The organism is Streptomyces sp. G-G2 (genome assembly GCF_030063135.1).
Taxonomy (GTDB): domain Bacteria; phylum Actinomycetota; class Actinomycetes; order Streptomycetales; family Streptomycetaceae; genus Streptomyces.
Map to the genome: position 1 here is coordinate 28,689 of NZ_JASISO010000024.1, position 25,061 is coordinate 53,749.

At 72.8% G+C, this 25,061-nt stretch carries 19 protein-coding genes; 4 read left to right on the forward strand and 15 right to left on the reverse strand.

Annotated elements, in window-relative coordinates; genetic code table 11:
• Positions 1-687 (forward strand): DUF4232 domain-containing protein (locus QMF80_RS19985; protein ID WP_283455207.1); only part of this gene is annotated, 687 nt, incomplete at its 5' end.
• 75 nt (positions 688-762) lie between these two features.
• On the opposite strand, the gene QMF80_RS19990 is transcribed toward QMF80_RS19985, so the two are convergent.
• The 8 genes from QMF80_RS19990 to QMF80_RS20025 form a co-directional block, all read right to left on the reverse strand.
• A complete protein-coding gene (locus QMF80_RS19990) occupies positions 763-1,143 on the reverse strand; it encodes a VOC family protein (RefSeq protein ID WP_283455209.1) in 381 nt (126 codons plus the stop codon).
• 132 nt (positions 1,144-1,275) lie between these two features.
• Complete coding sequence (locus tag QMF80_RS19995; protein WP_283455212.1) at positions 1,276-3,396, reverse strand: D-alanyl-D-alanine carboxypeptidase family protein; 2,121 nt, start codon at positions 3,394-3,396, stop codon at positions 1,276-1,278.
• Between the two features lie 162 nt (positions 3,397-3,558).
• Complete coding sequence (locus QMF80_RS20000) at positions 3,559-3,882, reverse strand: hypothetical protein (RefSeq protein WP_283455214.1); 324 nt, start codon at positions 3,880-3,882, stop codon at positions 3,559-3,561.
• A gap of 78 nt (positions 3,883-3,960) precedes the next feature.
• Positions 3,961-4,494, reverse strand: a complete 534-nt coding sequence (locus QMF80_RS20005; RefSeq protein ID WP_283455216.1) for a GNAT family N-acetyltransferase — start codon at positions 4,492-4,494, stop codon at positions 3,961-3,963.
• Positions 4,495-4,835: 341 nt separating this feature from the next.
• Entirely contained in the window at positions 4,836-6,641 is a 1,806-nt protein-coding gene (locus QMF80_RS20010) for an ABC transporter permease/substrate binding protein (RefSeq protein ID WP_283455219.1), read from the reverse strand.
• Positions 6,641-7,753, reverse strand: a complete 1,113-nt coding sequence (locus tag QMF80_RS20015; RefSeq protein WP_283455331.1) for a quaternary amine ABC transporter ATP-binding protein — start codon at positions 7,751-7,753, stop codon at positions 6,641-6,643. Before QMF80_RS20015 ends, QMF80_RS20010 begins: the two co-directional genes overlap by 1 nt.
• A gap of 388 nt (positions 7,754-8,141) precedes the next feature.
• Positions 8,142-8,285, reverse strand: a complete 144-nt coding sequence (locus tag QMF80_RS20020; RefSeq protein ID WP_283455221.1) for a hypothetical protein — start codon at positions 8,283-8,285, stop codon at positions 8,142-8,144.
• Between the two features lie 281 nt (positions 8,286-8,566).
• On the reverse strand, positions 8,567-9,403 hold the full coding sequence (locus tag QMF80_RS20025; protein WP_283455223.1) for an endonuclease I family protein: 837 nt from the start codon (positions 9,401-9,403) through the stop codon (positions 8,567-8,569).
• Between the two features lie 264 nt (positions 9,404-9,667).
• Between QMF80_RS20025 and QMF80_RS20030 the strand changes: the two genes are divergently transcribed.
• Positions 9,668-10,231, forward strand: coding sequence for a DJ-1/PfpI family protein (locus QMF80_RS20030; RefSeq protein WP_283455225.1), 564 nt, complete (start codon positions 9,668-9,670; stop codon positions 10,229-10,231).
• 147 nt (positions 10,232-10,378) lie between these two features.
• Here QMF80_RS20030 and QMF80_RS20035 read toward each other — a convergent pair whose 3' ends face one another.
• The 6 genes from QMF80_RS20035 to QMF80_RS20060 form a co-directional block, all read right to left on the reverse strand.
• Positions 10,379-11,473 (reverse strand): DUF2330 domain-containing protein, encoded by a 1,095-nt coding sequence (locus tag QMF80_RS20035; protein ID WP_283455227.1) that lies wholly within the window; start codon positions 11,471-11,473, stop codon positions 10,379-10,381.
• 283 nt (positions 11,474-11,756) lie between these two features.
• Entirely contained in the window at positions 11,757-12,791 is a 1,035-nt protein-coding gene (locus tag QMF80_RS20040; protein ID WP_283455229.1) for a metallophosphoesterase family protein, read from the reverse strand.
• A 265-nt stretch (positions 12,792-13,056) separates the two neighbouring features.
• Positions 13,057-13,950 carry a hypothetical protein gene (locus QMF80_RS20045; protein WP_283455231.1) on the reverse strand — a complete coding sequence of 298 codons (894 nt, stop codon included), beginning with the start codon at positions 13,948-13,950 and terminating at the stop codon, positions 13,057-13,059.
• Positions 13,951-14,126: 176 nt separating this feature from the next.
• Entirely contained in the window at positions 14,127-17,225 is a 3,099-nt protein-coding gene (locus tag QMF80_RS20050; protein ID WP_283455233.1) for a non-ribosomal peptide synthetase, read from the reverse strand.
• A gap of 88 nt (positions 17,226-17,313) precedes the next feature.
• Positions 17,314-18,150: a response regulator gene (locus QMF80_RS20055; RefSeq protein ID WP_283455235.1), complete on the reverse strand. Its 837-nt coding sequence runs from the start codon at positions 18,148-18,150 to the stop codon at positions 17,314-17,316.
• Positions 18,147-19,367, reverse strand: coding sequence for a sensor histidine kinase (locus tag QMF80_RS20060; protein ID WP_283455237.1), 1,221 nt, complete (start codon positions 19,365-19,367; stop codon positions 18,147-18,149). The genes QMF80_RS20055 and QMF80_RS20060 overlap by 4 nt, the downstream gene beginning before the upstream one ends.
• A gap of 286 nt (positions 19,368-19,653) precedes the next feature.
• Here QMF80_RS20060 and QMF80_RS20065 point away from each other — a divergent pair, with 286 nt between their 5' ends.
• Together QMF80_RS20065 and QMF80_RS20070 are read left to right on the forward strand one after the other, a co-directional pair.
• Entirely contained in the window at positions 19,654-21,900 is a 2,247-nt protein-coding gene (locus QMF80_RS20065) for an MMPL family transporter (protein ID WP_283455239.1), read from the forward strand.
• Positions 21,901-22,337: 437 nt separating this feature from the next.
• The gene (locus tag QMF80_RS20070; RefSeq protein ID WP_283455332.1) at positions 22,338-23,735 is read left to right on the forward strand and encodes a DEAD/DEAH box helicase; all 1,398 of its coding nucleotides are present in this window, start codon (positions 22,338-22,340) and stop codon (positions 23,733-23,735) included.
• A gap of 108 nt (positions 23,736-23,843) precedes the next feature.
• Here QMF80_RS20070 and QMF80_RS20075 read toward each other — a convergent pair whose 3' ends face one another.
• Positions 23,844-24,782: a class I SAM-dependent methyltransferase gene (locus QMF80_RS20075; protein WP_283455241.1), complete on the reverse strand. Its 939-nt coding sequence runs from the start codon at positions 24,780-24,782 to the stop codon at positions 23,844-23,846.
• Positions 24,783-25,061: the final 279 nt, after the last annotated feature.

A 25,061-nucleotide genomic window follows, 5' to 3' on the forward strand; every position in this document is an offset into this window, starting at 1 on the left:
CCACCCACCCACCGCATCTGGAAGCTCAGCGCCCTGGGCCTCACCGCCGCCGCGCTCCTGGCGACCACGACGGCCTGCACGGCGGGAGACTCCGCCGCGGGCGCCGCCCCGGCGTCGAAGACTTCCTCGTCCGGGTCGGCCGCCAGCGCCGCCACCCTCTCCGCCGCCGGATCGACCGCGTCGAGCGGCGCGGCCGGTAAGGGCGCCGCGAGCGCCACCAAGAGCAGCATCAGCACCACCGCCGACATCACCTGCACCGACGCGAACACCGACGTGCGCGTGGACTTCGCCGTGCCGCCGGTCAAGGACGACTCCAGGCTCCTGCTCGTCGTCACCAACACCAGCACCAGGCCCTGCAAGCTCTACAACTACCCGGTGGTCAAGCTCAACGACGGGCACGGCGCCCTGCTGTCGCCCATCTCCAGCTCCAAGCCGCAGACCGTGGTCGTCCTCGGCGCCGGCAACGAGGCCTACGCGGGCATCATCGCCCGCCAGACCAACCGGGAAGTCGACGACCTCACGAAGAACATCGCGGTCGCTCCCCGCAGCAAGGTCGCCGATACGACCACGGGCGAGGGCACGCTCCTCGAGCTGCCCGGGGGCGGCGTACACACGGACAACATGGGCCACGTGACGTACTGGCAGAGCACCTCGGAAGCCGCCGTGGAACCGCTGTTCGTCCACTGATCCACCACCCCGCCGCACAGGGGTGCCCGTTCACGCTGTTCGCACGTGAGGCGCGTCGCGGTGGTCAGCTGAGCATCAGAGCGGGTTGAGGCGCGCCTTGAGCAGGCAGAACTCATTGCCTTCGGGGTCAGCCAGCACGTGCCACTGCTCCTCCCCCGTCTGGCCGACGTCGGCCGGGCGGGCGCCGAGCTTCAGAAGCCGTTCGAGCTCGGCGTCCTGATCACGGTCGGTGGCGTTGACATCGATGTGCAGCCGGGACTTCCCCTGCTCCGGTTCGTCCCTGCGACTGAGGAAGATCGTCGGCTGCGCACCGCCGAACCCCTCACGCGGCCCGATCTCCACCGAGCCGTCGTCCTCGCGATCGAGCACGACGAAGCCCAGGACCTCGCACCAGAACCGCGCCAGCACCTCGGGGTCGCGACAACCGAGCACCAGCTCACTGATACGACATGCCATGACGAAACCTGCTCTCAGACCCGGAACAGCCGGGGAGGCCACAGACGAACCCCACGGTCTCCCAGCAGTGGAACAATCCCGCGACCGTACCGGACGAGCGGAGGACCGGCGACATGATTTCAGGGACAGCCCTTAGCCGAGGCGGAACAGTTTCGCTCCGAACGACGGCTCGGTGAGGGCCTCCTTGAGGGCCAGCGGAACCGTCATCGCGCCCGGTCCGGTCCCGACCACCAGCTCGCCGATCTCGGTACCCGCCATGGCGGAGTGCGGAATCCTCTTGCCCCCGTCGGCGAGCCTCAGCTCCACCTGCTGCCCGGGCACCCCGGCCGTCACACCGTCACGCGTGGCCATGAGCGCGGTGCGCCTGCCGAGCCCGTCGTCGACGTACCCGACGACCTGACCCTTCTTCACCACCGCCGCGGCAGTCAGGGCGTTGCGCACCGACTCGATGATCTTCTTGCTGTTCTCCTTGACCAGGGCGAGGGAGTTGCTCGCGTACTTGTCCGGGCCGGGGGCACGCTGCCCCAGCGTGGCGCCGATGACCAACTGGTCCTTGCCGCCCACCGACTTGTACGCCGCCCACATCAGCGCGCCGCCGGCCGCCGAGCTGGAGCCGGTCTTGATGCCCTTGATGCTCAGGCCGGAGAGGAGCAGGTTGTCGTTGTTGTTGTTGAGCGGCTGGGCGAGGCCCTTGACCGGCGCGTTCGGCAGGGCCACGATCGCCCGGAACGCGTCGAACCGCATGACCGCCTCCGCCAGTTTGAGCTGGTCCTGGGCGGTGCTCTTCGTCCCCGCGTCCAGGCCGCTGGGGTCGGTGTAGGTGGTGTCCTGCATGCCGAGTTCCTTGGCGGCGGCGTTCATCTTCTCGACGAAGGCGGCCTCCGCGTCGCTGCCGGTGTCCCAACGGGCCAGCAAGCGGGCCGCGTTGTTGCCCGAAGGGATCATCAGCATCTTCAGCACGTCCTGCTGGCTGAACTGGGCGCCCACGGTCAGGCCCTCGATGCGTGACTCGTCCTCGGACGTGCCGTCCGCGACCGTCTTGGCGTCGATCTCGATCAGCGGACCCGGCTCGTCCTTCTTCAGCGGGTGGCCCGTGAGAATGACGTACGCCGTCATCACCTTGGCCACGCTGGCGATCGGTACGGGCTTCTGCTCGCCGAACGAGCCGACGTCCCCGGTGCCGACCACCCGGATCGCTCCCTGCCCCGCGGCGGGCCAGGGAGCGGTGTACGTCCCGTCGAGCGTGTACGACGCCGGGGCGCCACCGGCGCTCACGGTCGGGTCCGGCAGCGGCCGTACCGTCTGGGCGACCGCCGCGATCCCGACGAGCCCGAGGAGGACGGGCGTCCAGATCTTGACCCGGCGGGTCAGGGTACGGGCGGGCGTCTCCGGCGGCGGGGGCGTATTGGTGAGCTGGGCCAGCAGGTCGAGCGGCGGGACGGGCTGCTCGGCGGTGCGCTCGGGGGCCTGCGGGGCCGGTCGTGGGGCGGGCCGCTGGGCGGGCGGTCCGAGCGGGTGGACCGCGGGGATGACCGGCTCGGCGGCGCGCGCCGGAGATCCGGCCTGGTCCAGCGGCTTGAGGGCGAGGAACCGGCTGGTCCGCTCCTGAGCGGACTCCGGTGCCGGTTCCCTGCGGGGCTGGTCCGTGGTCTTGGCGTCGGCGGCCTTGGGCTGGGGCACCTCGGGGTCGGGCTCAGGGTCGGGGTCGGGGTCGGGCGTTTCGGCCTCGGCCTCGGCCTCGGGGTCGGCCTCGGGGTCGGCCTCGGGGTCGGCCTCGGGGTCGGCCTCGGGGTCGGCCTCGGGGTCGGCCTCGGGCTTCGCTTCCGGCTCGGGCTTCGCTTCGGGCTCGGGCTCGGGGTCAGGCTCGGGCTTCGTTTCCGGCTCGGGCGGCGCCTTGGGCTCGGGCACCTCGGCCTCGGCCACCTTCGCCTGGGCCTCCGGCTCCCGCTCCGCGTCAGCGATCGGCTCCGGCTCCGCGTCAGCGATGGGCTCGGGCTCCGGGGCGGGGTCGGTCGGGGCGGCAGGCAGGTCGGCCGCCACCGCGGCCTCCGGTTCGGGTTCCGGTTCGGCTACGGGTTGGGGTTCCGGTTCGGCTACGGGTTCCGGTTCGGGATGCGCCGCCCGGGAGTCGGGCTCAGGGGGCGCCCCGTCCGTCGCCGGAGCGGGGGTAGGTGTCTGCGCCGGATCCTCGGCCGAACCCCGCGCGCCCTTCGCCGTGTCGGACGACTCGCCCGCCACTGATACCGCCTTCATCCGTCGTGCCACCTAGCTTGTACCGGGCCGGGACACCAGTCCGCCCTCTGCCTCATGGAGTCGGCGGCTCCCCCGCACCCTCGCGGGAGGCCACTCGATCATGTAGAGAGCCCGGGCCACCCATCGGTTCCCTGGGACACACCCCTAAATATCCGAATTTCTTCAGGCGGAGGCGCCTCGCGGAGCGAACAGGTGCGAGGCCCGGTGTTCCGCGGCCAGCCAGGACACGCCCGCGCCCAGCAGTCCCGAGGCCGAGGCCCGGTCGAGCGCCTGCCGGTGTTCCCCGCACGGCTCGCAGCCCGGGGCCCAGTACGGGATGTGCTCCAGGTGCATGTTGGCCAGGTGGCGGGCCAACCGGGTCCGGGCCTCCGGTACGCCGTGGAGCTGCCGCATCGTCCCGTACAGCCGCACACATTCGGCGCACTCGGACATCCACGCCGGGGTCGGCGGCCACTGGGTTGCGGGGCTGACGCCGTCGGCACTCATGCGCCCCACCTTAGTTGCAGGTCACGGCCGCGGCGGCCGTTGTACGCCGCTCCCACCCCGGTGGCGTAGAAACCTGCCTCAGGCGTCGTACTCGGTCAGGTCGATGCTGTGCACCTGGAGCAGGTGCCCGTACTCGGGGTGGGTGGTGTCGCGGTCCGCCACCATGCCGAGCTTGCGGATCACGTTCTCGGACTCGTCGTTGCCCGCCCGGTTGATGGCGATGACCCGGTCGAGGCCGCGGTCCTGGAGCGCGAACTCCAGCGTCGCGTGCGCGGCCTCGGACGCGTAGCCCTGGCCCCAGAAGGGCCGGCCGAGCCGCCAGGTGATCTCCACCTCGTGCGAGAACTCCGGCAGGCCGCCCGGCACGGTCAGACCCACCGCACCGATCAGCTCCCCCGAGGCCAGCAGCTCGACGGCGAACAGGCCGAAACCCTCGTCGTCCCACTCCTCCTCCCAGCGCTCGATGTCTCCGGCGCTGTCGTCCAGGTCGCGGACGGAACCGTCGCCGATCCAGCGCATCACCTCCGGGTCGGCGTTGATCTCGGACAGCGGGACGAGGTCGTCGTCGTTCCAGCGGCGGAGGAGGAGTCGGGGGGTGCGGATCTCGGTCATGCCCCACATCCTGCCGAACGTCGCCGGTCAGGGGTAATCGGCCCCCTGCACCGCGCGCCACGGGTGCGGCGGACGAAGGCGATAATGGCGTCCCGCGGCGCCGGGGGCGCGATCGGGGAGCAGACCTTCGGCTTCGCCTACGCGGATGACGGCGGGGACGATCGGGGGCGCGGGACGCCGTGCTCCGCCGCAGCTGCGGACGCGTCCCGATCCGGCGGGCCTGCGTACCGCCGGATCGGGACCCCGCCGCCCGGGCGGCGGGATGTGGGAGTGGCCCCAGGGGTGTTCCCCCGGGGCCACTCGCGGCTCCTGCTGAGGAGCGGTCGGGGGCGGGTGAGGCGCTAGTGCGCCGCCACCGCCGCCTTGCCGCCGATCTGCGGGTTCTCCTTCAGCCAGGCTCGGACCGCTTCCTGCTCCTTGCCCTTGCCCGTCTGCTGGATCTTCGCTTCGAGGCCGGTGAGCTGCTGCTCCGTCAGCTTGAACTCGCTCAGCCAGGAAGCCACTTCGGGCTCGTCGGCGGCGAAGCCCTTGCGGGCGATGTTGTGGATGCCGTCACCCTTGCCCCAGGCCCCCTTGGGGTCGGCGAGCTTGGTCAGGTCATACGAGGCGTATGCCCAGTGCGGGGACCAGAGGGGCACCACGATGGGTTCCTTCTTGTCGTAGGCCCGCTTGAGTTCGGCGAGCATGCCGGGGGTGGAGCCGTCGACGACCTTGTACTCGCCGTCGAGCCCGTACTCCTTCAGGACCTTGCTCTTGAGCAGGTTCATCTCGCCCGCGCTGGGCTCGATGCCGACGATACGGCCCTTGAAGTCGCCCGACTTGCCCTTGAGGTCCTCCAGGGACTTGACGTCCTTCATGTACGAGGGGACGGCCAGCTCCAGCGAGGTCGGCCCGTACCAGGACCCGAGGTCGTCGAGCTTGCTGCCGTACTTCGCCCAGTACTCGGCCTGGGTGACCGGCAGCCACCCGTCCGTCTGGAAGTCGACCTGGCCGCCCGCGAGGCCGGTGAAGAGCGCGCCGAGTTCCAGCTGGCGGGCCTCCACCTGGAAGCCGCGGCGCTCCAGGAGCTCCTTCCACAGGAAGGTGGTCGCGATGCCCTCGTCCCAGGGGATGTAGCCGATGCTGATCTTGCGGTTCTTGCCGGTGTCGTCGGCTGCGGCGACGGTGCTCTGCCCCGGGCCGCCGAACGCGTTCAGACCGCCCGCGACCAGGGCCAGGACCACGGCCCCGGCGATCGCGTAAGCGGGTCGCGGACGGTGGTTCCACAGGTTCTTCGGACCGCTCGCCATGGCGCGGGCCTTCGCGAGGGCGCGGCGGCCGAGCGGGGAGACCTGACGGCCGAGCGCGCCGGTCATCCGGTCCAGGTACATGGCGAGGATGACGATGGAGATGCCGGCCTCGAAGCCGAGGCCGATGTCGATGTTGCCGATGGCCCGGTAGACGGCGCCGCCGAGGCCACCGCCGCCGACCATGCCGGCGATGACGACCATCGACAGGCTCAGCATGATCACCTGGTTGATGCCCGCCATGATCGTGGGCAGGGCGAGCGGGAGCTGGACCCGCGTCAGGATGTTGCGGGGTGTGGTGCCGAAGGCGTCGGCGGCCTCGACGAGCTCCGCGTCGACCTGCCGGATGCCGAGTTCGGTCATCCGGACGCCGGGCGGCAGGGAGAAGACGATGGTGGCGATGATGCCGGGGACCACGCCCACGCCGAAGAAGATGATGCCGGGGATCAGGTAGACCATGGCGGGCATGGTCTGCATGAAGTCCAGGACCGGGCGCAGTACGCCGCTCACCCGGTCGGAGCGCGAGGCCCAGATGCCCAGCGGCACCGCGATGACGAGGGTCACCAGCGTCGCGACGAGGACCAGGGACAGCGTGGACATCGCGTCGTCCCACAGCTCGACGGAGTCGATGAGCGCGAGGCCGGCGAAGGCGAGCAGTGCGGCGAGCAGGCCCCGCAGCCACCAGGCCGCGACGGCGAGGATTCCGGCGAAGAGCAGGGGGGCCGGGAAGGACAGTACGGCGTCGATGCCGTCGTACAGGCCGGTGACGACCGTACTGATGGCGTCGAACAGCCAGGACAGGTGGCGCTGGAGGAAGTCGACGGCGTGGTCGACCCACACACCGAGGTGCAGGCGGGGCATCAGACTGCCACCTCCTTCTTCTGGCGCGGGATGAGCGGACCGTCACAGCCGAGCGGCGGTCGCTGCTCGTCACCGATGAAGGCGACCAGGCGGGACTGCGGTACGCGGCCCACGACTGCGCCGTCGGCGTCGGTGACGGCGACGGGGTGCGGCACCCGGGCGCTGACCGCGCAGAGGTCGGCGAGCGGGGTGTCGGGGCTGACGGTCGGGCAGCCGCAGGCACGGCCCGCGCCACCGTCGGCGTGCTCCGCGTCGCCGCCGGGGCGGTCCTCGGGGGTCATCACGGCGTCGGCGGTCAGCACGCGGGAACGGTCGACGTCCTGGATGAAGGAGGCGACGTAGTCGTCGGCGGGCCGCATGAGGATGTCCTCGGCGGTGCCCAGCTGGACGATCCGGCCGTCGCGCATGACCGCGATGGAGTCGCCGAGGCGCATCGCCTCGTTGAGGTCGTGGGTGATGAAGACGATGGTCTTCTTCAGCCGCTGCTGGATCTCCAGCAGCTGGTCCTGCATGTCGCGGCGGATCAGCGGGTCGAGCGCGCTGAAGGACTCGTCCATGAGGAGCAGGTCGGCGTCGGTGGCCAGGGCGCGGGCGAGGCCGACGCGCTGCTGCATGCCGCCGGAGAGTTCGTCGGGCCAGGAGCGTTCCCAGCCCGCCAGGCCGCACAGCTCCAGGGCCTCGGTGGCCCGGCGCTCGCGCTCGGCCCGGGCGACGCCCTGGACCTCGAGACCGTAGGCGGCGTTCTCCAGGACATCGCGGTGCGGGAACAGGGCGAAGTGCTGGAAGACCATGCTGATCTTGGTGGAGCGGACGTGGCGGAGGTCACCCGGGCTGAGCGCCGTGAGGTCCTGGCCGTCGTAGAGGACGCGACCCGATGTGGGTTCGAGCAGTCCGTTGAGCATGCGCAGCAAGGTGGACTTTCCGGATCCGGAGAGACCCATGACCACGAATATCTGGCCCGGCTCGACACTGAAGGAGGCGTCGATCACCGCTGCCGTGGTTCCGTCGGCACGCAGCTCGTCGCGGTCGGCGCCGGTCTTGAGGGACCGCACCGCCTCCTGCGGTCGCCGTCCGAACACTTTGTAGACGTGCTCGGTCTGGAGCCTGGACACATGTACCTCGCGGGTCGTAGTGAACACGGCGTGCCGGTCCGAGGACCGGCATGGCCGCGGAGCGAACGCGGGATCGGCCCGCTTCGTCCCGGTCCGGCAAGGAGCACCGGCCCGGGGTTTCGCTCAAGAGGCGCAAATGCCCCGAGCATGCGCAAGCAAACGCAAAGGTGATCTAGTTCACGTTTGCATCCTCATGGGGCCGTAGGCCGGTGGGGGCGCCGCCCCGGCGGGCCTCGCGGGCCAGGAACGTGGGCCCCGCGCGGAGTTGGGTGGGCGCTCCGGGGCGTCGCGCCCGCGTTTCGGCTCCGCTCCACGACGGTCGGTGACGGGCAGCGTCCCAGCATGTGGACAGCCCTGCGCGTGGGGGCCCGCCGGGGTCCGGGGCCGTTCAGGCCCGCGGTCCTCCCGCCCGACCGGCGGCGAGGACGACCTCGCCGCCCCGCTCTGCGACGGCCGTCGCCTCGCCCGGCGGGAGCGCGTCGGTGACGCGTACGTCGCTCTGGGCGAGGGTCACGAAAGTGGTGAGCCCCACACCGCGCCGCGTGGTCCGGTCGGCCAGCGGCACGGTCGGGCGGCGGCACGGTCGGGCGGCGCGAGCGCACGAAGGCCCGGTCGGCGATGGACCCGGCCAGTGCGCCGGCGGGGGCAAGGACGCCGCCCGGGCGGTGGTGGGCCTGCTGGCCGCCCGGGGCACCCTGCTGGTGGCCGCCGCGGCCATCCGGGAGCGCCGCTCGGGGGAACGGGCCGCGGTGTTCCCCACCCGGACCGCCCTTCGGATCTCGCCTGGCGGCCCAGGTGGGGGGACAGGCCCGACTACCAGATCTGGGCGACCCACTCCGGGTGGTCGATGAAGGGGTTCCGGTTGTGCTGGTAGGTGTCGAATATGGCCTGGTTGCGGCGCTGCTCGAAGGCGTCCGGCGGGTCCTGCTGGCTCCACTGCTTCAGTACGCTGATCCGGCCTATCGCGGGCGCCGAGCCGTTGTTGACCTTGTCGTTCACTTCCAGGTCGGCGAAGCCGTCGCCGCCGTCGTAGCGGACGGCCATGTAGAGCAGCATGCGCGCCACGTCGCCCTTGACCGCGTCACGGGGTTCGAAGGAGTCCGAGTCGGTGAAGCTGCCGGGGGCCTCGGCGACCGGGCTGCCGCCCTTGTCGAAGTCCTTGTTGCCGCGCGTGCTGTTGACCGTCACGTCCTCGGGCCGCAGGTGGTGCAGGTCGGTGCCCGGTCCGGTGGCGGTGCCGAAGTCGCCGTGGCTCTTGGCCCAGACGTGCTCGCGGTTCCAGTCGTTGGCCCCGCCGCCGTTGGTGGACTTGGCCTGGGAGCGGCCCGAGTAGACCAGGATCACGTTGTTGTGGTTGGCCGGGTCCTCGTCGGTCACCTTCAGGGCGTCCCACACCTGGTCGTAGGTCACCTTGGACTGGGTCTTGATGATCTCGTGGAGCGCGCTCTTGAGGGCGGGGCCGGTCTTGCCGGTGGCCGAGGCGTAGTACGCGTCCACGACGGTGGAGCCGGCGGCCGGGGCGGACACGGGTGCGCTGACGGGCGCCGCCTGCGCGGGTCCCTGACCGGCCGAGGCATGGGCCGGGACGAGCAGCAGGGCCGTCGCGGCGAGCCCGGCGGCCCAGGGCGCCGTGCGCGAGATTCTGATCATGTGGGGGGTACCTCTCCACACGCACCGCTCCCGCCCGGGGAATTGGCGGGACATCAGGTGGCAGAGCGAGGCTCACATTGTCATGTGCCGAACAGATGAAGGACACATGTCGGGAGCCTGGACCTTGCCGTGCCCCATCCGCACGGGCACTCGCGCGGGCACCCGTCCGGGTGAGGCCCCCTTGGCAGGAACCCGCCGCCCGGGCACGGTGGCGTTGGCCCCGTCGGGGCCGCGTTCCGTGCACAGCCTCACCAGGAGCAGCCCATGGCGAAGATCCTCATCGTGACCGGCGACGCGGCGGAGTCACTGGAGGTTATCTATCCCTACCAGCGACTGCGCGAAGAGGGCTACGAGGTCCATGTCGCGGCCCCCGCCCGCAAGCAACTGCGTTTCGTCGTGCATGACTTCGAGGATGGCTTCGACACCTACACCGAGAAGCCGGGCTATTCCTGGCCCGCCGACCTCGCCTTCTCCGAGGTCGACCCGCAGGAGTACGTCGCCCTGGTCATCCCCGGCGGCCGGGCACCGGAGTACCTGCGCAACGATCCCGAACTCCAGCGCATCGTGGCCGCGTTCACGGGCTCCGACCGGCCCATCGCCCAGATCTGCCACGGCCCCCTGATCACCGCGGTCGGCGGCGGCCTGGCCGACCGCCGGGTGACCGCCTACCCGGCGCTGGCCCCGGACATGGCGGCCGCGGGCGCCACCTTCGAGGACTCCGAGGCCGTCGTCGACGGCACCCTCGTCTCCGCCCGTGCGTGGCCCGACCACTCCGCGTGGATGCGGGAGTTCCTGACCGTACTGCGCGGCAAGGCCCCGCTGGCCTAGAAAGCGCCGCCGTCGAAGGGCCCACCGGCCAGGCGGTGCTTCGACGGCCTGGCCTGGGGCGCGTTGCACAAGTCCCGCCTGTCCCGCGGCGTCTCGGCGCCCGGCCCTCCTTGTGAAACACGCCCTGGGCCGCCCGTGCCGGTCCGCTCAGGCCCGAGCGCGTACGCCGTCCCGCCCGCGGCGGCGTGCCAGCACGGCCAGCGCCGCCGCGACGACGGCGGCCACCGCCCCGGCGACGACCGTCAGCAGCCAGACCGGGGTCCCGTCGCCGAGCGCCATCAGCCGCTCCTGGTAGACGACTTGGCGGTAGGGCGTGTCCTGGGCGCTCGCGCGCAGCTCGTGGTCCCCGTCGATCCGGCCGGGATCCGGGAACCGTTGGTCGATCGCGGTCAGGAACAGCGGTTGCCCGCCCGTCAGTTCGGCCACCGCCTTGCTCACCGCGCCGTCGCTCGCCGTGTCGGCGGCCGGGTCGATCCTGCCCGCGAAGGTCACTTCGGGCGCGGCGCCGCCGATCGCGGAGCGGGGCTCCATCCGGTGGTCCGCCAGCACGTACAGGCCGAGGGACTGGGGGGTCTTCGCCAGCCGGGACAGCCGCATCGGATAGACCAGGCGGTCACTGGCGAAGCGGATGCGCAGCGGGTCCAGATCGCCGCCCAGGGTGCGGCCCGGCTCCTTGGGCGCGAGCCGGACGGCCACGTACTCCCACTTCTGGTCGACGTACGGCTTCAGTTCGGTGGCGAGGCCCTCGGGCAGTTCGAAGCCGTTCTGCCGCAGCCAGGTGCGCAGCGCGTCCGGGTCGGTCGCCGTGAGGCGGGCCACGTCGAAATCGCCGAGCCGCTCGCGGCCGACGACCCCGACCGGGGCTCCCCCGGGGGACGGCGCGGCGCCCACCCTGTCCCCGCGGGGGGAGTTGAAGGGCCAGTCGCCGTCCCGCGGCCAGAAGTAGCTCCGGGTCCGGCGTTCGGGCCGGGTGAACCAGGACAGGTCCGTGAACAGTTCGGGGTCGCCCAGCTCCACGGTCGCCCGGCCGGGCACCGGCATGATCCAGGCGGCCCGGTGCGCGTCCCCGCCGACCGTGAACCGCATGACGATCTGCTCCGTGGCGCCGTCCCAGCGCACCACGGAGGTCTCTCGGCCGACCCCGATCCGGGACGTGCCGTCGGGGACCATCGCTCCGCAGCCGCAGGCGTAGGCGGGGCTGATGAGCGAGCCGAGCTGCGTCGCGAGCAGGGCGAACAGCACGGCGAGGATCCTTCGTTTCTTCCACACGGGGTCTCAGACGACGGGGAACGTGATCCGGTTCCGGGCCGCCCGTCAGCCCGTTCGGCCCCGCCGGGCCGCCGGCCGGCCGGCGCGCGCAGGGCGGCGAGCGCGGCGTACCCCGGCCCCGTGCGCGGCCGCCTTCGCGTTCACGGCCGCGTTCGCGGAACCCTCCGACCGTACGGGCTGCGCTCCGGGTACCGCTTCCTGCCCGTCGTGCGCCATGCCCCCGCCTCGGCTCGCGTGCATGTCTGCGCCGACGAGCCTACCCAGCGCCACGCGTCTCCGTCGGGGCCCGGCACACCATGAACTCGGGCCGGGCCAGCCCGCGCGCCAGCCGGAGCAGGTCCTCGCCGCCCGGCCCCTCCAGGGTCCAGACGACGGCGCCGGAGCGGCCGTCGGGCCCCGTGGGCGGCGGCACGGCGGCGAACCGGGCCCGGATGTCCTCCTCGGCCGTCGCCGCGCCCCTCGGGCGGAGGGACTCGTAGCGCACCGGGGCGGTGTCGGCCTCGCGCACGGCCGGGCCGCCCGCGCCGATCAGCAGGTCGGTGAATCCGCGCCCGCCCCGCTCGGCGGGGCCGCGGCCGTGCGTGTTTCCCGGATACCCGGCGAAGAGGGAACCTGGGGGCCTCATCCGGTGGTGGACGTGGCCCAGGGCCCAGTAGTCGTAGTCCGCGTCCTCCAGGGTCCGTACGGCGGTCGGGGCGCAGATCTTGCGGCTCCACGCGCCGTGCAGGCTGGTGTGCAGCAGGCCGATGTTGAACGCGCCGCGGATCCGGCGGGGGTAGCCGGCCGCGATGTCGCGCCGGTCGTCGGCCTCCACGATCGACTGCCCGTGGACGGCGATCCCGAGGTGGTCCCAGTGGACGGTCTCCGGGGCGTGGGCACCCAGCCAGCGCACCGAGGGCGGCAGGTGCAGTTTCTGCGGCAGGGGTGTCTCGGCGTCATGGTTGCCGGAGATGACGGCGGTGACGAGGCCCGCGTCGTGGAAGCGGCCCAGCGCGTCCTGGAAGGCGGCCAGGGCGGTGGCGTCCGCGTGGGCGCGGTCGAAGACGTCCCCGGCGACGAGGACCGCGTCGTAGGGCCCTTCGGCGACCCGGCGCACCAGCGCTTCCAGGGCGGCGTACGGGGCCCGCTCGGGGTCGATCTCGGGGGCGCCCGGGTAGTCGTCGAGCCCGCGCAGCGGGGAGCCGATGTGCAGGTCGGCGAGGTGCGCCACCCGTATTCGGCCGCCGGGCGCGGTGGGCTCCCCGCGCGGCTCCGCGTCGGGATCAGGGGGGTGGGGCGCCGGGGGCGTCACACGGACCTCCGGCCGCCGACGCCGCCGCGTCCGGGGGCGGCGCAGTCGGGGTCGGGGTCGGCCGGAGTCGGTGGCCTGGAGCGCGGGACGGTCGTGGCGCCGAGCACGTGGGCAGTGTAGGGGACGGCCGCGGCGTCGGGGGCGGCGCCCCGGAGCGGATCCGTCCGCCCGGCCGGAACCCACCCACCGGGTCCGGCGGAGCGGCGGCGCGCCGTACGGGCAGCGGGGCGGGCGCCGCCCGTACGACCGCGGGGCGGGACGGCGGTCAGCGCGGCGCGGAGCACGACCGGTCGCGGTGGCCGCCCAGGATCAGATCCGTCTTGAACGCGTCGCGTTCCAGCAGCCAGCCCTCCGCGCGCAGGATGCGCATCAGGTCGGCGCGCAGCCGTACGGCCTCGGCGAAGGTCGCCGCCTTGGCGGTGATCTCGGTGAACCAGGACTCCCCGCCGTCCGCGTCGCGGATCGGGGTCACCTGCATCTCCGTCCGGTGGCCGAGGATCTCGCCGGGGTAGTTGGTCTGCCGTACGGGCCCGTGGACCAGGGAGTCGGCCGTGACGGCTTCGGCCCAACCGGGCGGCATGGCGGGCCACTTCCTCATCTTGCCGGGCAGCCGCTCCAGGGCGAGGGCGCGGGACGCGTCCCGGTCCGGCAGCTCGCCCGGGGGCCGGTCCGGTGCGGGCTCGCTCTTCTTGTTGGAGAAGTCCAGCGTGGCCCGCGAGTAACTGAGGTTGACCTGCGGGGTGTAGTTGCAGGTACCCGCGTCGAAGCTGTGCGCGTTGGCCCGGTCGAGGGCTTCCTCGACGGCAGCGCGGTCGGTTCCGTCGCCCTCGATGTCGAACCGGGTCTTGTAGGTCAGCCGGATCCGGTCCTCGTCGTCGTCGTGGCGGAACCTGACGATCCAGCCCTGCCCGGCGAAGCTCAGCCGGGCGTCGTCGATGTACTGGGCGACCTCGCAGCCGCTCGGCTCCCGGAGGCCGAGCGCGGCCGCCACCCGTTCCAGCGGGACGCCGTCGCGGCCCAGGATCAGCGCGGGGTCGGCCAGCAGCTTGACCTGGTAGGTCGGCGCCGCGTTGGGCGCCGCCCGGACGAGTGCGCACTGAACGAGCGCGGCCCGGACGGGCGCGGCCGTGACCGCAAGCGCCCATGTCGCTGCCCCCACCACCACACCCCTTGAGTTCGCGCCGCACCGCCGGTCTCCTGACCTGCGAGGTCGTCCGACCTTACGGGGTGCGTGGCGCCGACGCCCACCTCATCGGCTTCCCGTGGCGTCACCGTGACGTCGACCGGATCCCGCGGCCGCCGGCCGACGGTCGCGGAACCGACCCCCGGAGCGGCCTACCGGACGGGCTCGGGGATGAATCCGGAGGCGTGGAAATACCCGATATAGGCATCAAGCAGGGCATCGTCCACGGGCGGACAGCTCAGCCCGCTGCCCGCCAGTCCGCTGTCGATCCGCTCCCGGCCGAGCGCCGGAAAGTGATCGGTCGTACAGAGTTCCTCAAGTGTGAGGTCGCTTCCCGCCGCCAATGTGGTGAACCGGGGGGCGAACGGCGCGAAGGGGTGACCCGGCCGGTCGGCGAGATGCGCTTCCATCGCACCGGTCCAGTGGCGGTAGCCGACGGTCTCGACGGGGTGGCCGTGGGCGCGCAGCCGCCGTACGAGGTCGCCGAGCAGCGCCTCGCGCGGGTTGACGTGGTGGTACGTCTGCCCCACGGCCTCCTCGCGCGTCGCCAGGTGGACGATCGCGGCGGCCGCGTGGTCCACCGGGACGAAGTTGAGGGCCACCGGCAGATCGGGGGCGAGCCCCAGCTCCGTGATGATCCTGAACAGCTCGCAGAGGGCGGCCCCGCTGTCCCAGGTGTGGCTCCGGGTGTCTCCGGTGATCTCGTGGGGGCGGTGGACGGCCAGCGGCAATCCGGCCCGGGCCGCCTTGCGCAGCAGTTCCTCGGCGACCCATTTGCTCTCGGTGTACCCCATGGAGAGCAGTTCGACGTGGTCGAGCGGGGTGTCCTCGGTGACCGCGCGGACGCCCGCCGCGCCGAAGCCGTGCACCACCCCGATGGTGGAGACGTAGTGCAGCGGCACGGCCCGGCCCGCGGCGAGCGCGATCAGCTCCCCGGTGCCGTCGACGTTGGCGGGGCGCAACTGCTCATAGGGATAGAGGAAGTTGACGTCGGCCCCGCAGTGGTGGATGACGTCCGCACGGGCGGCCTGGTGCGCGAAGTCGGCCGCGGAGAGCCCGAGCCGGGGCTGCGCCAGGTCGCCGGGCAGCGGGTGGATCCGGCCTCGCGGCAGCGGCCGGGTGATGCCGTGGCGGAGCTGGGCCGCGGCGATGCGCTCGTGGGCGTGCGCGCGGTCCCGGGCGCGTACGAGCAGGTGCAGGTCGGCGTCGGTGCGGTCGAGCAGCTCGCGCAGCAGGTGGGCGCCGAGGAAGCCGCTGGCCCCGGTGAGCAGGACGTGGCGGGGCACCCGCCAGTCGGGTCGGTCGTGCGCGGTGATGGGGACGGGGGTGACGCGCGGGACGGGGCGTTCCAGGTCCGCGAGCCAGCGTCCGGCGAGGGGGGTGCCGCGCGGGGTGGGCCGGTCGTGGACGGTGGCCTCGACGGCGACGGTGAAGGCCTTCAGGGTGGGCTGGTTGAGGAGTTCGCCGACCAGGCGGTAGCTGTGCGAGCCGCTGATGGACAGGGCGGCCTGGACGGTGTTGACGAGCTGGGCGGCGATCAGGGAGTTGCCGCCGCGGACGAAGAAGTCGTCGTCCGGTTCGTGCGAGACGTCCTGCGGGAGGGTCTGCTCCCAGATGCGGGCGACCAGCGCGGCGACGGTTCCGGGTCCCGCCCCCGGCTCGGGGTCCGGGCCCGCGCCGGGCACCGTCAGAGCGAGCAGCGCGGCCCGGTCGACCTTGCCGTTGGGGGTCAGCGGCAGCCGGTCGAGCACGGTGATGGTCGCCGGGACCATGAACGCGGGCAGCCGTTCGGCGAGGTGGGCGCGCAGTTCCCGTACGTCGGGGTGGCGGCCGGGGCGGGCGACGTAGAGCGCGAGATGGCGGGTGGCGCCGTCCTCGCGGGCCAGCACCACCGAGCCCGCGGTTCCGGGGTGCTCCGCGAGCGCGTCGCGGATCTCGTCGGGTTCGATGCGGAAGCCGCGCACTTTGACCTGGTCGTCGCGGCGGCCGCGGAACTCCATCAGGCCATCCGCGCGGCGGCGTACGAAGTCGCCCGTGCGGTAGAAGCGGGTCTGCCCGGCTTCGGTACCGGAGTCGAGAGTCACGAAGCGGCGGGCGCTCTCGGCCGGGTTGTTCAGGTAGCCCGCGGCGACGGCGGCCCCGCCGACGCACAGCTCGCCCTCCTCCCCCGGCCCGGCCGGCACGCCGTCCTCGCGCAGCACCAGGCAGAGCGTGTCGGCGATCGGGTGGCCGATGGGGATGCCGGTGGCGCCCGCGGGGACGCGGTCCACGCGGTGGGCGACCGCTACGCAGGCGGTCTCGGTGGGTCCGTAGGCGTTGACCAGCTGCTGCGGGCGGCCCCGTTCGAGCACGCGGCGGGCCGCGTCGGGGCGCAGGGCCTCGCCGCCGGTCACGACGTAGCGCAGGCCCGCGAAGGTCTCGGGGCGTTCGTGGGCTATGTGGTGGAAGACGCTGGTGGTGGCGAAGAGGACGGTGATGTCCTGGTCGCGCAGGAAGGTGTCGAGGGCGTAGGGGGCGAGCAGCAGGGTGGAGTCGGCGGGGACCAGGCAGGCGCCGTTCAGCAGGGCGGGCCACATCTCCAGCACCGAGGCGTCGAAGGAGAGGGTGGCGGCGTGCAGGACCCGGTCGGTGGGGCGGATGTCGAGGAACCCGTTGTCGACGGAGAGCCGGACCAGTCCGCGCTGGGGCACGGCCACGGCCTTGGGGCGGCCGGTGGTGCCGGAGGTGAACATGATGTAGGCGGGTACGTCGGCCGCCGTCGGCGCCGCCCGCCCGGGCGGGGGCGGCCGCTCGTCCGGGGCCGCGGCCCGCCCGGCTCCGAGGACGCGCTCGTAGTCCCAGGTGGGCGCCAGTTCGGGGGGTACCGAGCCCGCGCCGGGGAGCCGGACGACGGCGAGCGCGGAGGTGTCCTCCAGCATGCCGGTCACCCGGGCGGCGGGCAGCGTCGGGTCCAGCGGCAGATAGGTCGCTCCGGCGCAGACCGCACCGAGGAGGGCCACGCAGGCCTGCGGGCCGCGGGAGCCCGCCACCGCGACCACCGCGCCGGGGGTGACCCCCATCGTGCGCAGTCCGGCGGCGAACTCCCTGACCCGGTGCGCGAGTTCGGCGTAGGTGTACCGCACGCCGCCCGGTTCGTCGACGGCGAGCCGTTCGGCGTACCGCCGGGCCCGTTCGAAGAACAGCTCGGCCACCGGCCGTCCGTGATCGTTCACGTGCGCCCGGCCCGCCGGGTCCCCAGCTGCCTCGGTCATCGACGATCACCCTCTCCGCTCAGGACGGAACGTATCCGCGCTGCGGATTTCCGAGAGCGGGCCGACGATTTCCGGCCATCGGGGACGGTCAGGACAGCGCGAAGCCGGCTGGTCGGTCGGGCGACTGTGGCATGTCCGCGGTGCGGGCGGGCTCGACCAGTCCCGAGTCGTAGGCCGCGATGACCGCCTGGGCCCGGTCGCGGACGCCGAGCTTGCCGAAGACGTTCGTGATGTGGTTCTTCACGGTGGATCCGCTGATGTCCATGCCGCGGGCGATCTCCGCGTTGTCCAGGCCGGTGGCCATCAGCCGCCACACCTCGGCCTCCCGGGGCGTCAGCTCGCCGGGGAGCTGCGCGGGGGCGGGCGGGCGTGGCGCGGCGGGGGACGTGACGTAGGCGGAGAGCAGCCGGGTGAGCAGCCGGGGGGCGACGGCGGCCTCGCCGGTGTGGACGGTGCGGACCGCCGCGATCAGTTCTTCCGGGGAGACGTCCTTGGGCAGGAAGCCGGAGGCTCCCGCGCGCAGGGCGGCCACGACGTACTCGTCCAGGTCGAAGGTGCTCAGGGCGAGGACCCGGCACGCGGGCAGCTCTTCGGTGATCCGGCCGGTGGCGCCGACCCCGTCCAGGACGGGCATCCGGATGTCCATCACGATGACGTCGGGACGGTGCTGCCGGGCGAGGGCGACGGCCTCCTCGCCGTCACCGGCCTCGGCGACGACCTCGAAGGCGGGGTCGGGCCCGAGGATCAGGGCCAGGCCGCGGCGGACCAGCGGCTGGTCGTCCGCGATCAGGATCCGGATCGGCCCCGCGGGGCCGGTGGCTCCGGATGCCGCGGCCCCGGATGCCGCGCCTCCGGACGAGGCTCCGGAAGTGGACGCCGATGAGGCTCCGGAGGTGGATGCGGACGCGTGCACGGCCTCGGTCATCGCCGGGCCTCCTCTCGTACGGGCCCAACCGCTCCGGCGTCGGCACCGGCGGGCGGGGACAGGGGCAGGGGCAGGTCCGCGGCCACCCGGAAACCGCCCTCGTCGAGGGGGCCCGCGTCCAGGCTGCCGCCCTGCAGGGCGACGCGTTCGCGCATGCCGATCAGACCGTAGCCGGACCGGGTCCGGCCCGGGCCGTCCGGTGCCGCGCTCTCCGGGTCGGCCACCGTGCCCGCCCCGTCGTCGCGGACTTCGACGGTGACCCGGCCCGGGTGGTAGGTGAGGTGTACGTACGCCCTGGCCCGGCCCGCGTGCTTGCGGGTGTTGGTGAGCCCCTCCTGGACGAGCCGGAACACGGTGAGGCCGACGGTCGGCGGCAGCGGGCTCGGGTCCCCGGTGATGCTCAGCTCGGTCGGCAGCCCGGCCAGCCGGGACTCGGCGACGAGGCCCTCCAGGTCATCGGCTCCCGGCTGGGGCGCCTCCGGCGCGGCCGGGCGGCCGCGGGGTTCCTCGTCGGCCCGCAGCACGTCGAGGAGCTGGCGCATCTCGCTCAGGGCGAGCCGCCCGGAGTCCTCCAGGGTGATCAGGGCCTCGCGGGCCGTGTCGGGGGCGTGGGCGAGGTTGGCCCGGGCGCCGCCCGCCATCAGCTGCATGACGGTGATGTGGTGGGCCACGATGTCGTGCAGCTCCCGGGCGATGCGCCGCCGTTCGTCCGCGACGGCCCGGGCGGCCAGCAGCTGCCGGTTGGCCTCCAGGTCCCGCTGCCGGCGGTTGACCGCCAGGCCGGTGACGACGACGAGCAGGGTCGAGGTGCCGTAGGCCGCCAAGGCCCAGCCGAACGACAGCCCACCGCCCGGCACGACCAGGGTCAGGGTGATGGTCGCGAGGGTCACGGCGACCGTGGCCGCGGGCCGTCCCGCCCGGACGACCGAGTACAGGGCGACCACCAACGTGGTGTTGAGGCCGGGGGTGACCGGAAGGGCCACGCGCAGGGCCACTTCGAGGACCAGCACCGCCGCGAAGACGGAGAGCGGGTGGGTGCGCCGGGCGAGCAGCGGCAGCGCCGACACCACCAGGAGCAGTATTCCGCTCGCCATGACGGGCCAGCCCGCGGACTGGCTCGCCAGCGTGTAGGCGATCAGGTCGACCACGGCCGCGCCGATGGCGACGAGCCCGTCCTGGCGCGTCCACGGCGGTATGCCCGTGTCACCGCCCGTCATGGTGCTCCTCCCCCGGGCGGGCGTCCCCTCCGGCCCGTGCCGGAGCGCGCGGCCGCACCCGGGATCCATTCTTCCACCGGGGTGCGTGCCCGGGCCACGGACCGTGGGCTGATCCGCACCCAGGAGCAGGGTCCTGGATGCGGGCCGCCGCCGGGCCCGGGTCCCCGTCGGCTTCTCATCCCGCGCCCCGACGAAGGGGCCCGTTCCGCCTGGTGGTCTGGATACAGGCCGGGGGTCCCCCGGCCAACAGCCCACGCTGGCCCCGTCCACACACCGGAGGAATTTCGTGATCCGCGCCCTGACCGGCTTCTCCACCAGAAATCCATGGAAGGTGATCGCCGTCTGGGCGTTGCTGGGAATCGCCCTGACGTTCCTGAGCCAGGCCCTCGTCTTCCGGGTCACCGGAACCCAGACGGGCGATTTCCTGCCCGCCACCTACGATTCGGCCGCCGCGCTCAAGGTCGCCGAGGAGAAGTTCGGGGTGAAGCCCGACGCGAACGCGCTGACCGTGCTGGTCGGCCGGACCGACGGAGCCCCCCTGAGCGCCGCGGATGAGAAGCGGATCGGTGCCGAGGCCGCGACACTGGGCCGGCGCGAGGTGGTCATGCCCCCGCCCGAGGAGGACACTCCGGATCTCTTCCGCATCAACCATTCTCAGGTTCCCCGGGTCGCCCCGGCCATGATGGCCCCCGACCGGAGTTTCCAGCTGCTCTCCGTGGAAATGACCGGGAATTCCATGGACCCCGGACTGCTGGACACATTCCGGGCGTTCCGTGACGAGGCCCGTACCGCGTTCGCCGACGCGGGAATGCGAACCGGATTCACCGGCGGCATCGCCTCCCTGACCGATACCAGGGACGCCGAGGAGACCACGCAGAAAGTCGTGGGCGGCCTCACCATGGCCCTGATCGTGCTGCTGAACGTCCTCGTGTTCCGCAGCGTGCTGGCGGCGATCCTGCCCCTGTTCGCGATCACCTTCATCGGCGGCGCGGCGACCGGGGCCGTGGTCGGCACCGCGATGATCACGGGCGTCACGCTCGACGCGTCCACCCCGAGTCTGATCTCGGTGGTGCTGCTGGGGATCGGGATCGACTACTTCCTGTTCCTGCTGTTCCGCTTCCGCGAGGAGCTGCGGGCCCGTCCCGAGCGCGATGCCCGCGCCGTGGCCGCGGACGTCTCCGGCCGCGTGGGTACGGCGATCACCTCGGCGGCGCTGACCATCGTGGCCGCCTTCGCCACGCTGGGGGTCGCCTCCTTCGGGCAGTTCCGGGTGCTCGGCCCGGCCATCGCCGTCTCGGTCCTGGTGATGCTGCTCGGCAGCCTGACCCTGATGCCCGCCATGCTGGCCATGGCCGGACGCAAGATGTTCTGGCCGTCCCGGGCCCTGAAGCGCGAGCCCCGCGAGGGCGCCGCCGGGCGGCTGGGCGCCCTGGTGGCCAGGCGCCCCGTCGCGATGATCCTCGCCTCGGTGGCCCTGCTCGGCGCGCTCGCGACCGGACTGGCCGGGATATCCATGGACTACGGACAGGGCGGCGGGGGCGGGAAGACCGCCGCCACCGCGACCGCCGCCGAGATCGGCCGCGCCCTCCCGGCGGACGCCTGGGAACCGACGACCGTGTACGTCACGGCCAGGGACGGCGGGGCGGTGACCACCGGCGGGCTCGACGGACTGTCCCGGACGCTCGGCGCGGTCCCGGGTGTCGGCCGGATCGGGACGACCGCCCTGAACGAGGACCACCGGGCCGCCCGCATCGACCTCTACCTGACCGCCGACCCCGTCAGCAGCCAGGCCCGCGACCTGGTCTCCGGGCCGATCCGCGGCGCGGTCGCCGCCCACACCCCCGAGGGGCTCCAGGCCCATGTGGGCGGAACCGCGGCGATCTTCGTCGATGTGGCCACCGCCGTCGACCACGACCTGCGGATCGTGTTCCCGGTCGCGGCCGCGCTGATCGCCCTGATCCTGGTCGCCCTGCTGCGCAGTCTGCTCGCGCCGGTGATCCTGCTCGTCTCCGTCGGCCTCGGGTTCGCGGCCACGCTCGGCGCCTCCGCGCTGTTCTTCCAGCACCTGCTGGGCAAGCCGGGCGTCGCCTTCACCCTCCCGCTCGTGCTGTTCCTGTTCGTCGTCGCCCTGGGCACCGACTACAACATCCTGATCAGCGACCGGATCCGGGAGGAGATGGAGCGTCCCGGCCCGGCCCGGGCGGCCGTGGCCCGCGCCGTACGCACCACCGCGCCCGCGGTCGCCACGGCGGGGCTGGTCCTTGCGGCCTCCTTCGCCAGCCTCGCGGTCGCCCCGGACCCTGGCTCCCGGCAGGTCGGCTTCGCGACGGCGCTCGGCATCCTGCTCTCCGCGTCCGTCCTGTCGCTCGTGCTCGTGCCCGCGCTGGCCGCGCTCCTGGGCCGGGCCACCTGGTGGCCCGTACGACCCGGGCGCGCGAAGCGCCGTACGGGGACACCCGAAGGCCCGTGGGGTGACGAGCCCCGGCAGACACCCGAGCGGCCAGCGCCCGCACCTTCCTTCATCGGTTCGTAGGGAGCACCGACCCGGCCCCCGGGCCGGGTCGGTGCTTTTCCGGGCTGCCGGAGGCCGGCTTCGACCAGTATGGGCAGCGAGCGGATCAAGGCTCCCTGAGGTCCGCGAAGGTCCCTCGGGACCGTCCCGCGTCCGATGGTAAAATGGCGTGGTTACTTGCGGCGCTCGGCACATCGGCCGGCGCCGACGCACGACGAAGCCGGGGCCCGTACCGCTGGGTACGGGCCCCCGTTTTCGTTCCGGCTCGTTCTCGCGACATGCCCGGCCGCCACTCTCCGGCCCGGGACTCCTCGACGACGTGCTCCGTATCGAGGAAGGTTCTCCGTTTGAATCCGTCAGCTCGTGGCCGCTTCGGCGTCCAGCCCGGCAGGCCCCCCAAGACCGCGAAGTCCCCCAAGAAGTCCGGGCGCCCCCTCGCGCTGCAGGGCGAGTTCGCGATGCCGCCGACGATCGCCCCGGCGCTGCCCGCGGTGGACTCGTTCGCCGAGCTGGGGCTGCCGGAGGAGCTGATGAAGACGATGGCGGCCCAGGAAGTGCGCGAGCCCTTCCCGATCCAGGCCGCCACCCTGCCCAACGCCCTCGCGGGACGGGACATCCTCGGCCGCGGGCGGACCGGCTCCGGCAAGACCCTCGCCTTCGGCCTCGCGATGATCGCGCGTACGGCCGGCCGCCGCGCCGAACCGAAGCGCCCGCACGCGCTGGTCCTCGTACCGACCCGCGAACTCGCCCAGCAGGTGACCGAGGCGCTGACCCCGTACGCCCACGCCATGGGGCTGCGCATGGCCACCGTGGTCGGCGGACTGTCCATCGGCCGCCAGGTGGGCGCGCTGAAGACCGGCGCCGAGATCGTCGTGGCCACCCCGGGACGGCTCAGCGACCTGATCGGGCGGCGCGACTGCCACCTGGAGCGGGTGCGGATCACCGTGCTCGACGAGGCCGACCAGATGACCGACATGGGCTTCATGCCGCAGGTCACCGAGATCCTCGACCAGGTGCACCACGACGGCCAGAAGATGCTGTTCTCGGCCACCCTCGACCGCAATGTCGACCAGCTGGTCCACAGGTACCTCAAGGACCCGGTGGTCCACTCGGTGGACGCGTCCGTGGGCACGGTGACCACGATGGAGCACCACGTGCTCCACATCCACGCCGCCGACAAGTACGAGACCGCCACCGAGATCGCGGCCCGTGAGGGCCGGGTGCTGATGTTCCTGGACACCAAGCACGGCGTCGACCAGTTCACCCGGCACCTGCGCGCCAACGGCGTACGGGCCGAGGGGCTGCACAGCGGCAAGTCGCAGCCGCAGCGCACCCGTACCCTCGCGCAGTTCAAGACGGGGGCGGTGACCGTACTGGTCGCCACCAACGTGGCCGCGCGCGGTCTGCACATCGACGACCTCGACCTCGTCGTCAATGTGGACCCGCCCGCCGACCACAAGGACTACCTGCACCGCGGCGGCCGCACGGCGCGTGCCGGCGAGTCCGGCCGGGTCGTCACGCTGGTCACCCCGAACCAGCGTCGTGACATGACGCGGCTGCTGGCCGACGCGAAGATCCGTCCCGTGATCACCCAGGTGCGGTCGGGCGATGCGCTGCTCAGCAAGATCACCGGGGCCAAGAAGCCGTCCGGGGTCCCGCTGGCCGGTGCCGGGGTCACGCCCGACGGCGGCAAGGACGGGAAGGGCGCCAAGGGCAACAGCACCCTCGCCTTCCGCGGCATGGGCACGCGCCCGGGCCGGCCGGGCGGCGGAAAGCCCAAGGAGTCCCGCAAGACCACCGAGGCCCGGCAGGCCGCCGAGGCCCGCGCGGCCGCGCGGGTGCGCCGCGGGGTCTGAACCGCCGTGCGGTGAAGGGTGGGGCCGGGGCCGAGAGGCCGGGAGCCGGGAGGCCGGGTGCGCGCAACGCGTACCCGGCCTCACCTCTTACGCCGGTGCGTACGTCGCTCAGCCGCGGCGCTTGGCGATGATCGCCCGGGTCACGATCGGCGGCAGCAGGTCCTTCGCGAGGCGGCGCACGCTCTTGGAGCGCGGCCCGGGCCCCGAGCGCTGGGCCTGGGACGGGACCGCGGTGAGCACGGGCACCTTGGGTGCGCGCAGCGGACGCGGCGGGGCCGGGGCGAGCGCCTTCTCCCCGCCGATCCGCACGACCGGCTGGCCCGCGATCTCATCGGTGCCGTGCCACAGGTCCGCGCGGCCCTCCAGCCAGACGCGCAGGGCCTCGCGCAGCGGCTCAGGGTCGCCCCAGGTCGCGTAGAGCTTCGTGCCGGACACGCAGACCACCTGGAGGCCCGAGGTGGCGACCGCGCCCCAGACCGCGGCGGCGACCCCCGGGCAGTGCTCGGAGCGGTAGTCGTCGAAGACCACGACCGCGCCGGGGACGGACAGGGTGCGGGACGCCTCTATGTCCCCCCGCACGTGCTCGTAGAGGTGCGAGGCGTCCACGTGTATGAAGCGGCAACTGGCCTCGCGGACCTGGTCGCCCACGACGGACGTCGGGGCCTGGATGACGGTGGGCAACGACGGGTGGAACGCGAGGTAGTTGGTCTCGAACGCCTGGCGGGTCAGCGTCGCGTACGAGGACTGCGTCTCGGCGGAGTTGGAGGCGTCCTCGGCGGGCGAGCCGAAGAGGTCGCAGACGGTGAACTCCTCGCCGTCGCGCAGGTATCCACCCATGAATATCGCGCTCTTGCCCATGTACGCGCCCAGCTCCAGCAGATCGCCGAGCTGTTCGCCGTCACCGGAGTTCTGGTGGCTCAGGAACCAGTCGAACAGCAGCTGGTCGACGTTCCAGAACCATCCCTTCACGTCCTTGAACCCCGCGGGAACCGGCGCTGTGGACGGCTCGGCGGGATCGATGACGGGGAGACGCGCGGCTTGCGACATGGAGAGTCGTCCTCCGGGGATTTGGCACGGGATCAGCACTGACACCTGGCCGGGTAGCCAGACCTTAAACCACCGAACCGGTGTGTGACGAGGCCGTGGAAGGGCCCGGCGGACAACGGGGCGCAGAAAGAGCGCGTCCCTCGCGCCATCTCGGCCGCGCTGCGATGATCGGACAGGGTGACCACAGGCACGTCAACGGAAAGAGTGCGACGCGTAAACGGCCGGTGCGGGGGCCAGGGCCGGACGCGCGGACCGACGCGCCGGTGATCCACGGGTTCT